This window comes from Myxococcus sp. CA039A (genome assembly GCF_013336645.1).
In the GTDB taxonomy this organism is placed as follows: Bacteria; Myxococcota; Myxococcia; order Myxococcales; family Myxococcaceae; genus Myxococcus; species Myxococcus llanfairpwllgwyngyllgogerychwyrndrobwllllantysiliogogogochensis.
Map to the genome: position 1 here is coordinate 21,164 of NZ_JABUMQ010000135.1, position 6,055 is coordinate 27,218.

Annotated in this window: 7 protein-coding genes; 3 read left to right on the forward strand and 4 right to left on the reverse strand. The window is 70.6% G+C overall.

Annotated elements, in window-relative coordinates; translation table 11 throughout:
• Window positions 1-5 precede the first annotated feature (5 nt).
• Window positions 6-377, forward strand: coding sequence for a helix-turn-helix transcriptional regulator (locus tag HR086_RS22715; RefSeq protein WP_141645997.1), 372 nt, complete (start codon window positions 6-8; stop codon window positions 375-377).
• A 14-nt stretch (window positions 378-391) separates the two neighbouring features.
• Here HR086_RS22715 and HR086_RS22720 read toward each other — a convergent pair whose 3' ends face one another.
• Together HR086_RS22720 and HR086_RS22725 are read right to left on the reverse strand one after the other, a co-directional pair.
• Entirely contained in the window at window positions 392-1,609 is a 1,218-nt protein-coding gene (locus HR086_RS22720; protein WP_174466634.1) for a DUF790 family protein, read from the reverse strand.
• A gap of 69 nt (window positions 1,610-1,678) precedes the next feature.
• Window positions 1,679-3,058 carry a DEAD/DEAH box helicase family protein gene (locus HR086_RS22725; RefSeq protein WP_174457638.1) on the reverse strand — a complete coding sequence of 460 codons (1,380 nt, stop codon included), beginning with the start codon at window positions 3,056-3,058 and terminating at the stop codon, window positions 1,679-1,681.
• A gap of 126 nt (window positions 3,059-3,184) precedes the next feature.
• Between HR086_RS22725 and HR086_RS22730 the strand changes: the two genes are divergently transcribed.
• Both HR086_RS22730 and HR086_RS22735 read left to right on the forward strand, forming a co-directional pair.
• Window positions 3,185-3,631, forward strand: a complete 447-nt coding sequence (locus tag HR086_RS22730) for a DMT family transporter (protein WP_141646000.1) — start codon at window positions 3,185-3,187, stop codon at window positions 3,629-3,631.
• 12 nt (window positions 3,632-3,643) lie between these two features.
• Window positions 3,644-4,057 carry a DNA-binding response regulator gene (locus HR086_RS22735; RefSeq protein WP_141646001.1) on the forward strand — a complete coding sequence of 138 codons (414 nt, stop codon included), beginning with the start codon at window positions 3,644-3,646 and terminating at the stop codon, window positions 4,055-4,057.
• Window positions 4,058-4,061: 4 nt separating this feature from the next.
• Here the strand turns inward: HR086_RS22735 and HR086_RS22740 are convergent, their stop codons facing one another.
• Window positions 4,062-4,688, reverse strand: a complete 627-nt coding sequence (locus HR086_RS22740) for a hypothetical protein (RefSeq protein ID WP_141646002.1) — start codon at window positions 4,686-4,688, stop codon at window positions 4,062-4,064.
• Entirely contained in the window at window positions 4,685-5,839 is a 1,155-nt protein-coding gene (locus HR086_RS22745) for a hypothetical protein (protein ID WP_174466635.1), read from the reverse strand. Before HR086_RS22745 ends, HR086_RS22740 begins: the two co-directional genes overlap by 4 nt.
• Window positions 5,840-6,055: the final 216 nt, after the last annotated feature.

Genomic DNA, 6,055 nt, shown 5'->3' on the forward strand with positions numbered 1-6,055 from the left:
CGAACATGGAAAAGACCCTCGCATCCCGCCTCGGAGGAGCTGCGCGCCTCGCACGGACTCGCCTGAATCTGACGCAGGCCGACGTCGCGGAGCGCATCGGTATCGCGAGTGAAGTCTACGGGCGACTGGAGCGCGGCCACATGTTGCCGAGCATCCAGACCTTCCGCCGGCTGTGCGTGGTGCTCTCCATCTCCGCAGACGAAGCGCTGGGTCTCAAGCCGACCCAGGACGTGAAGTGGGCCGCGGAGCCTCCCAGCGAGTATGGCGAGTCCGGTGAGCTGCGCCGCCTGCTGCGTCGGGCCAAGCAGTTGGACCGCAGCGCCATCCGCCTGCTGAGTGTCCTGGCCGCGCAGTTCCGGCCCAAGGGCAACGGCTGACGCCCGGCCGTGCGCTACGTACTGGCGCGCGCGGCCTCCAGCTTCCCCAGCCGCTCCCGGAGCTTCTTCGCGGAGGGGAACCCGTGGAAGAGAACCACCTGGGGGTGGCCCTCCAGCGTCTCGCGTTCGGTGGGCTCCTTCGACAGGAGCGCGCGGTCGACTCCGAGCAGGAGTCCTGTGTCCGGTCGCGTGCGCAGCTCCGCGAGCCTGCGTGTCAGGGCGCTCGCGTGCCAGGGGTGAAAGAGCTCCAGCGCGACTTCCTGGCGCGACGCGCGGTGACGGAAGGTCAGGTCCGGCACGCACAGGCTCGCGGCGCCCACGTGTCGGGGCAGCGGCGTCAGGTCCAGCTCCCACGCGTCATCCGCGAAGCTCGCCGACAGCGACATGACTTCCTCCGGCACGTGGCCCAACGCGGCGGGTAGGGGCGAGACGAGCGGGTCCTTGTCGCTCAGGGTCAGCGTGGCCTGCCGGCGCGAAGGCTCCACGGTGGCCTTCAGCTCCCAGCGCTCCAGCACCGGGACGACCGACAGGAACGAGGCGAGCTGCAGGCCGTACTTCTTCTGCATCGCCAGCATTGCGCCGGGCCCTTCCACCTCCAGCTCCCAGTCCGGCCCATCGCGGCGCACCTCCGCGACGAGGCGGCAGAACTTCAGCCATCGCAGCACCTTGCGCACGCGCAGCAGCTCCGGTGAGCGAGCCCGCAGCGTCAGGCGCCTGGCCGACAGCAGCGGCCCCTGGGCCAGAGCCAGGTTGTAGCGGTCCACGAGCACCTGCGCCGTGGGGGCTTCGCCATCCCAGCCCAGGAGCTTTCGATTCCCAGGCAGGTCCGCGTAGAGCGCGGCCCGTGCGTCGGTCAGGGGCACTCCGAGGGCTTGCTCCAGACGTGCCTCGTAACCCTCCACGGAGGTGTCGGGGGGCAGCGTGCGCAGGGTTCGGGCGGCCGTCGTGAAGCGCTCCCAGCGGGCTTCGGAGGCGCCGGGCGCGGGCTCTTCGAAGACGAGCCGGTCCAGGACGAGCTTCACCAGTCCGCGCGCGATTTTAGGGCGGGTGAAGGCCCCGGCCGACAGGCCCAGGGTTTCCTCCACGTCGTCACTCGTCTCGCCCCGGGATGACTCCACGGTGGCAAGCAGCTCCGAGGCCAGGGACAGCAGTGCCTCATCGTCGCGCTTCACGAAGGCGGGGCGCAGCACGCCCTTGTTCACGCGGAAGGCGAGCAGCTCGCGCGTCAGCATATGCAGCCTCGTGGCAGGACGCGGCGAGCCAGTCCAGCCCCGACGGTGAGTCGCGCGGGCATCAGCACCTCAGGGTTCCTCCTGATAGGCGTCGTGCTGACGTCGCCGCTCGCTGATGCCGCTCTCCGCCGTCTGCGCGGAGCACACCTCGTACAAGAGCGCGCGCTTTCCGGGGCGCTTGCGCAGGATGCGTCCCAGTCGCTGTACATGTTCGCGCACGCTGCCGCTGCCGCTGAGCACCACGCCCACGCGCGCCTCGGGCACGTCGACCCCCTCGTTCAGCACACGTGAGGTGAGCAGCACGGGCAGCTCCCCGGAGGAGAAGGCCGCCAGCAGCGCCTTGCGCTCCGGCACGGGCGTGTGATGCGTGAGGGCGGGAAGCAGCAGCCTTCGCGCCAGCGTGTACACCGTCTCGTTGTCGTCGGTGAAGACGAGCACGCGGTCCTCGCGGTGCTCCAGGAGGATGCGCCACAGCACCTCCTGTTTGCCGCTGGAGGTGAGGGCGATGCGGCGCTGCTCGCGGTAGGCGCGATACGCGGCCCGGCCCTCGTCGCTGCGCTGGCTCTGCGCCAGGAAGCGCGCCCACCCGTCCGGCGCGGACAGCCGCACGCCCAGCTTGCGCACGAAGTTGAGATAGAGCGCCCGTGCCTCGTCGTAGCGAGCCTTCTCGTCCGCCGTCAGCGGCACCGCCACCTGCTTCACCTCGTAGGGCGCCAGGTACTCGCCCTGAAGCTCGCGGATGTCGGTGCGGTGTACGCGTGGGCCCAGCAGTTCCTCGCACACCCGCTCCCCGCCGTCCGTGCGCTCCAGCGTCGCGGTGAGGCCCAGCCGGTAGGGCGCCAACGAGCCCTCCGCGATGAAGCGGTAGCTCGGCGCCGGCAGGTGGTGACACTCGTCGCAGACCAGCAGGCCGAAGCGGTTGCCGTGGAACTCCGTCTGCATCGCCGCCGAGTCGTACGTCGTCACCGTCAGCGACTGTCGGTCACTCACCCCGCCGCCCAGCATCCCCACCGGCACGGAGAAGTGGCGCGCGAGCACGCCCTGCCACTGCGTCATCAAATCCAGCGTCGGCACCACCACCAGGGTGGGCCGCTTCACGTGGGCGATGGCCAGCACCGCCAGCAGCGTCTTGCCCGCGCCCGTCGGCAGCTCCACCAGGCCCCGTCCCCCTGCCTTCGTCCACGCCTCCAACGCCGCGCTCTGGTGGGGAAACGGCTGGATGGGAACGGTCAGCGCCATCTCGAGCGGCTCGAAGCGCTTCGCCCGGTCGTCGTACCCCACGCCCAGCTCCCGCAGCCGCAGCACCACGTCGCGGTAGTGCCATGCCGGCGCGCGGTACACACCCGTGCGACCATCCTTCTGGAACAGGGCGAGCAGCCGCGCGTCATCCGGCAGCGTGGGAGCCACCAGCGTGCCGCAGTCGAAGTGGAGCTCGCAGGAGCCGTCCATGGGCGCCGATGGGACCTAGCCGGTCAATCCACGTTCCGCCAGCCACATCGCGAAGGCGAGAGGGAAGTCGTGGCCGCGCATGTCTCCTTGCAGGAGGCCCCGCGTTCGGGATACCCACCCGCGCCCATGCGTTTTGTCTCGCTCGTTCCCTTGCTGTGTGGGCTGGCAGTCGTCGCCCAGGGTGGTCTCAACAAGCGCTTCGCCGGCCAGTGGGGCCTGCTGGGCGCGGTGTTGATGAACATGGTGGTTGCGACGGTGGCCACCTTCGCCGTGTACGCGGTGGCGCGCTCCGTGCCCGGCCTGTGGCCCGAGGCCGCCGCACAGGGGCGCTTCTCCGGCTTCACCTTCTGGCACCTGCTGCCCGGGTTGTGCGGCGTCGTCATCGTGGTCGGCATGCCCTGGGCCATTGGCCGCGTGGGCGCCGTGCATTCCGTCCTCCTGCTCATCGCCGCGCAGCTCGCCACCAGCCTTGTCTGGGATGCGATGGTGGAGAACCGTCCCGCCACGCTCGCCCGGGTGCTGGGGTCTGCGGTCGCCTTCTCGGGTGCGGCCATCGCGGTCTGGAAGGGTTAGGTTTCCAGTCAGATGCGTCGCGTCCTCATCGCCAGCCCCCATGTCGCTTCGCGCGAGCTGCTGCGCCGCGTCCTCGCGGTCGACGATGAGAGCCTGGCCATCTCCGCCACCGGCGACACCGACGACGCGCTCGCGTCCATCACCTCGTCACCACCCGCGCTCGTGGTGGTGGACCTGCGCAGGCAGGACGAGGACCACCCGCTCTTCCTCGGGCTCTTGCGCAAGCGCTACCCGACGCAGCCGGTCATCGCGCTGGTGCCGGGCCGCATGCGCGTCTTCGACGGCAGCCACGAGCGCGTCATCGACGCCCCGGGTGACACCACCGAATCCCTCCACCACCTCCTCGATGCGCTGAGGACCGCGGTCCGGGACCTGGTCGCCCAGGAAGTGTTGAGGGTGCTGCGCCCGCCGGTGGGACGGGCCTGAAGCCTCACAGGCGCAGGCGGTAGCCCAGGCCTCCCGCGAGGAAGCCTCCGACATTCACATCGCCCGTGGTGACGAAGTCCAGCGGGGCCAGGTGGTAGTGCGTTTCGAAGAAGAGGCCGCCGGGGCCCAGTGGAAGCTCCAGCCCCGCGAGCGCTTGCAGGCCCAGGCCGCCACCGCTCTCCGACGCGGTGGCGCCGAAGAGGTCGGACGTGGCGCGGTGCAGGTACAGCCCGGGGCCACCTCCCACGTACGGCGTCAGCGGACCCAGGGCCCGTTCGAAGCGGAAGACCGCCGACAGCAGGAAGGCGACCTCGCGCACCGCGAGCGTGTAGCGGCCATCCGGAGGCGGCGCGCCGAAGCCCCCCAGTTGTGAGTCCGTGAGCGCACCGGAGGCCTGCGGCCGGTGGTAGTTCACCTCCAGCACCACCGCGAGCCGTCGCTTCAAGAGCGGCGTGACGTAGCCCAGCTCCAGGCCCAGGTAGAGGTCTCCCCCCAGCGGCGCGGTGGACTTGAAGAAGCCCACCTTCGGCGCCAGCAGCACGCGGCCTCCTCCGACACCTTCCGTCGAGGCGGCGGACTTCGAGCCGGAAGCGGCGAGCGCGGTGAGCGCGACGAGCACGAGTGCGTTCATGGCAGGAGGGCTCCAGGCAGGGGAGGGGCCCCGTCGTCGGAGGTGCGCGTCGCGGTCGGCTCGGCCACCACGGTGAAGCCCTCCGACGCGGGCACCGCTCCCACCGCGCCGCTCGGGTCGATGACCTCGAGCGCATAGGGCCCGCCGGGGGCGAGGCCGTTGGGGCACTTGGGGTCGCTGACAGGCTCCTCGAAGCCCGAGCACGTGGGCAGCTCCGCGGTGACCTCGTTGGCCGACACCCGCGTCACCGCGCGCAGCGGAATGCGCTGCAACACGGAGGGGGCTGTCTTCAAGGACGCCAGCACGAAGAGCTCCGGCGCGTCCGTGAAGCCGCGCTGGTCGCCCGTGGGGGCATTGAAGAGGCGGATGGCGGTGTTGCTCAGCTCGCCGCCGGACCTGGGCGTCAGCGTGAGTGCCCCCAGGTGGGGATAGCGGAGGTCGACCGCGCCAGGAGCGATGTCCGCGCAGCCCTCAGGCTGGGTGACCACCAGGTCATAGAGGCCCTCGGGAGTGCCCGGCGGAATCTCCGACTCGATGCGCGTCGTCGAAACGACGGTGACGAAGAAGAGCGGCAGGTCGGTCTCGCCCTCGCGGCGCAGGACGATGATGGGGGACGAGCCTGGCTGGAAGTCGCTGCCCTCGATGACGATGGGATTGGTGCCCGTGGCCGTGTACCCATCCACCGGAGGCACCACGCGAGTCACCGTGGGAGGCGGCACCACCCTCACCGCGTCCGGCAGCGAGCCGGTGCCGCCCAGGGGATTGGCGACCTCCACTTCATAGGTGCCCGGGGCGAGCTCCACCGGAGGCGTGCTGTCGCGCGTGGGAACGTTGAGCACGAGCAGCTCCGGACGCACGTAGAAGACCTGGCTCCGCGTCAGCGTGTACGTGGATGGCCCTCGCAGCGTCACCACGGGCAGCTCCACCGTCGGCGTGTCCGTGAGCGCCTCGCCGGGGACGGGCGTGAAGCGCTTGCCCACCACTTCCAGGCTCCAGCCTGTCTGCCCGCCCTGCGCGTTGCAGACCTGGGGAAGCTCGCTGACGCGGGCGCGGGGGTTGACGATGCGCTCCACCGCGGGCGAGGGCCCCTCCGTCGTGCGTGAGCACGCGCTGAGGGCGAGCAGGGCCGTGGTGACGACTTGCAGGCGCAAAGCGATTCCTCCCTTTCGGCAAACAACGCGCATGCACGTTAGGCCGCCCACCCTGGAGGCCCGGAGATTTTTCCGGTTCCGACCGGTGGCCTCATCCCCAAGGACGATGGCCTCCCCGCAACCGCGCGTACTCACTGGCTTCGAGCGCCCCGCAGGCGTCGGCACGGCGAATGCTATGGGTTCAGGCAGCGGGGGAAGACGCGGTCCGGTGGGGGG

Excerpts from the sequence above, each read along its gene's own strand:
- HR086_RS22715 (WP_141645997.1), top strand. The coding sequence starts at position 6 with ATGGAAAAGACCCTCGCATCCCGCCTCGGAGGAGCTGCGCGCCTCGCA.
- HR086_RS22740 (WP_141646002.1), bottom strand. The coding sequence starts at position 4,688 with ATGAACGCACTCGTGCTCGTCGCGCTCACCGCGCTCGCCGCTTCCGGC.
- HR086_RS22720 (WP_174466634.1), bottom strand. The coding sequence starts at position 1,609 with ATGCTGACGCGCGAGCTGCTCGCCTTCCGCGTGAACAAGGGCGTGCTG.
- HR086_RS22730 (WP_141646000.1), top strand. The coding sequence starts at position 3,185 with ATGCGTTTTGTCTCGCTCGTTCCCTTGCTGTGTGGGCTGGCAGTCGTC.
- HR086_RS22725 (WP_174457638.1), bottom strand. The coding sequence starts at position 3,058 with ATGGACGGCTCCTGCGAGCTCCACTTCGACTGCGGCACGCTGGTGGCT.
- HR086_RS22735 (WP_141646001.1), top strand. The coding sequence starts at position 3,644 with ATGCGTCGCGTCCTCATCGCCAGCCCCCATGTCGCTTCGCGCGAGCTG.